At 77.5% G+C, this 511-nt stretch carries 1 protein-coding gene; it reads right to left on the reverse strand.

Annotation, left to right across the window (positions count from 1 at the left end):
* A partial coding sequence (locus tag ACVNF4_RS36890) for an NAD-dependent epimerase/dehydratase family protein (protein ID WP_461807155.1) occupies positions 1-511 on the reverse strand: 511 nt, incomplete at both ends.

The following is a 511-nucleotide window of genomic DNA, read 5'->3' on the forward strand; positions in this document are numbered from 1 at the left end:
CGGCTTCCAGCCGAGTTCCCCGCCCGCCCGGGTGTTCGACGCGCCGGCCGCCGAGGTGAGCTGGTGGGCCGCGAACCAGCCGAGCAGCCGGGGCGCGGTCGCCACGGGGATCGTGGGCGGCTCGGGGGCGTCGAGGGCCCGGGCGTAATGGGGCAGCCATTGGGCGGCCGGGGCCGGTTCGTCGTCCGTGATGTGGAAGACGCCGGTCGCCTCCGACTCCACGGCCGCCACCGCCGCGCCCACGGCGTCCTCCACGTGCAGGAACGAGGTGACGCCGGCTCCGCCCTCGGGCAGCGGGAGCTTGCCCGCCCTGACGAACCGCCCGGACGCCCCGGTACGGGCGTACGCGGTGCCGGGGCCGTACAGCGTGCCGTACCGCAGCACCACGCCGCTCAACTCGGGTCCGGAGCCCAGCACTTGGGCCTCCAGGGCGGCGACCGCCCGGACGGTGGCCGCCCAGCCGGGGTCCGGGGCGTCCACCCACAGCGGCGCGTCCTCGTCGACGACCGGG

It is taken from the genome of Streptomyces sp. S6 (assembly GCF_054880855.1).